We start from the raw sequence: 2,597 nt of genomic DNA on the forward strand, positions 1-2,597 counted from the left end.
GCGCGCTCCGGGTCGTCTCGGGGTGGCTGACGAGGCCGGTGACCGACCCGACGCCCCCGGCGTCGGGTTCGTGGTCGACGCGGGTCATCGACTCCGCGACTTCCCGGCCGTACACCGAGAGCACCGTCGCTTCGAGACTGCCGCGGCCCTCGGTGGCGAACACCTCCCGGTCGTCGTGTTCTAAGGAGATTGCCACGTCGGGGTTGGCGAGGGCGTACTGCGTGACGACGGTGTTCACGTGGTCGAACTCCGTCGCCGTCGTCTTCAGGAACTTCCGGCGCGCGGGCGTGTTGAAGAACAGGTCGTCGACTTCGACGACGGTGCCCTCGGGACACCCCGCGGGGCGCACGTCGGTCACCTCGCCGCCCTCGACGCGGAGTTCCGTCCCCGCCTCGTCGCCGCCCCGCGGTTTCGACCGGACGGTGAGGCGCGAGACGGCCCCGATGGTGTGGAGCGCTTCGCCCCTGAACCCGAGGGTGCCGACGCCGGCCTCTAAGTCCTCGATGTCGGAAATCTTGCTCGTCGTGTGCTCGTCGACGGCCATCCGGACGGCGTCGCGGTCCATGCCGACGCCGTCGTCTCGGACGCGGACGCCCTCCGTGCCGCCGGCGTCGACGGCGACGGAGACGCGGTTCGCGTCGGCGTCGAGGCCGTTCTCCACGAGTTCCTTGACGACGGAGGCGGGTCGTTCGACCACCTCGCCCGCGGCTATCTGGCGTATCGTCCGGTCGTCGAGGGCGCGGATCGTCGGCCGGTCGCCGCCGCTCACTCCTCGTGCACCTCCCGCGCGTTGTTCACCGCCCTCCCCTGCGGGCCGCTCAGCCGTTGCTCGGCCCGCCCCGGCGGGAGCCACTCGTACTCGACGTGTTCGTGGCTCAGCGACACCGCCCGCTCGGTCACCCGCCCGTAGTAGTAGACGCCGAACCGCCCGTTGTCGTCGTCGTTCCGCCACGCGGTGGCGTGGACCGGGTGGCCGAGGTCGACCGCCAGTCCCGTCTCCTCGACTATCTCGCGCTGGACGCCCTCGGTGGCGTCCTCTTCGGCCCCGAGTCGGCCGCCGGGGAGTTCCCACCCTTCGTCCGTCGTCCGCTGCACGACGAGTACGTCACCGCTCGGCGCGAACAGCACGCCGCGGAGACTCACCGTCGCCCGGAGTGGTTTCTCAGTCATTGTCCAACAGTTGGCGTTGCGGCTCTTGTACCTTCGCCATGTTCTCGGCCCGACGCAGCCACGACGCGCGAACTGCGACCCCTCACTCCGAGACGCCACCGGAGCGTTTCACCCCGATATCGCCCGCAGTCATCGGATACTTGAACGCGTGTCCGATAGGGGGTGTAATGGCAGATGACCACGGTGGCCTCGAACACGTCCGCGACAACGTCGACGGCCATCCGATGGTGAGCCTCCTCTCGTACGCCCGGACGTACTGGGTCCGGCTGACGCTCGGCGTGGCCGCCGCCTTCCTCACCCGATTCGCCCGGCTCGTCCCGCCGGTCGTCGTCGCCGCCGCCATCGACCGGGCCATCCGGCAGTCGGGAGAGACGGGTCTGTTGACGGACGTGGGACTGCTCCCGGCCGAACGGGTGGCGGGACAGGCGGCGCGACTCGCGCTCCTCGAACAACTCGTCCTCATCGCCGTCCTCGCGTACCTCCTCCGGTCGGCCGCCCGCTTCGTCTCGCGCTACCTCCTGCAGGCGACCGCACAGAAGGTTCAGCGCGACCTCAGGGACGACACGTACGACCACCTGCAACGCCTCTCGATGTCCTTCTTCGCCGACCACCAGACGGGCGGGCTGATGTCCATCCTCAACAGCGACATCAACCGGCTGGAGCAGTTCCTCAACACCGAGTTCCGCCAGTTCATCCGCGTCGTCGCCACCGTCGGCGGCATCGGCGTCATCCTGTGGACGTACTCGCCGAAACTCGCCCTCGTCGCGCTGGCTCCGGTGCCGATAATCGGGCTGGCCAGCGGGCAGTTCCTCACGTGGATCGAACCGCGGTACAAGTCCATCCGCGAGACGGTCGCACGACTGAACACCCGACTTGAGAACAACCTCGGGGGCGCGGCCGTCATCAAGTCGTTCGACCGCTACGGCTTCGAGCGCGACCGGGTCGCCGAACAGAGCGAGGCGTACCACGACGAGAAAGTGGCCGCGCTCCGCATCCGCCGGGGGTTCTTCGCGGCGCTCAGGATGCTCACCGGCGTCGTCTTCGTCGCCGTGCTGTACGTCGGCGGCACCGACATCATCGCCGGCACGCCCGGCGAGAACGGCGTGCTGACGCTGGGCGGGTTCACACTCTTTTTCCTCCTGCTCCGCCGGCTCTACTCGCCGATGCGCCGCGTCGGCAAGTCCGCGAACAAGTACCAGCTCGCGATGTCCAGCGCCGAACGCGTGTTCGGGCTCCTCGGCCGCGACCCGGAGATAACCAGCCCGACGCCGGCACACCGGCCCGAGACGGTCGACGGCGACGTGTGCTTCGACGACGTGACGTTCTCCTACGGCGACCGCGAACCGGTCGTCCGGAACGTCTCGCTGGACGTACCCGCGGGGTCGACCGTCGGACTCGCCGGGGCGACCGGCGCGGGGAAGTCGACG

Annotated in this window: 3 protein-coding genes; 1 reads left to right on the forward strand and 2 read right to left on the reverse strand. The window is 69.3% G+C overall.

Features of this window, described 5'->3' with window-relative positions:
- Positions 1-769, reverse strand: a 769-nt coding sequence (gene mutL / locus GJ632_RS20805; protein ID WP_343161305.1) for a DNA mismatch repair endonuclease MutL, incomplete at its 3' end; no start/stop codon positions are given.
- The gene (locus GJ632_RS20810; RefSeq protein ID WP_191453924.1) at positions 766-1,170 is read right to left on the reverse strand and encodes an NUDIX domain-containing protein; all 405 of its coding nucleotides are present in this window, start codon (positions 1,168-1,170) and stop codon (positions 766-768) included. The genes mutL and GJ632_RS20810, both read right to left, overlap by 4 nt.
- Before the next feature lie 167 nt (positions 1,171-1,337).
- On the opposite strand from GJ632_RS20810, the gene GJ632_RS20815 reads away from it, so the two are divergent.
- A partial coding sequence (locus tag GJ632_RS20815; RefSeq protein WP_191453925.1) for an ABC transporter ATP-binding protein occupies positions 1,338-2,597 on the forward strand: 1,260 nt, incomplete at its 3' end.

The organism is Halogeometricum sp. CBA1124, assembly GCF_009741955.1.
Lineage (GTDB): Archaea > Halobacteriota > Halobacteria > Halobacteriales > Haloferacaceae > Halogeometricum > Halogeometricum rufum.

Excerpts from the sequence above, each read along its gene's own strand:
- GJ632_RS20810 (WP_191453924.1), bottom strand. The coding sequence starts at position 1,170 with ATGACTGAGAAACCACTCCGGGCGACGGTGAGTCTCCGCGGCGTGCTG.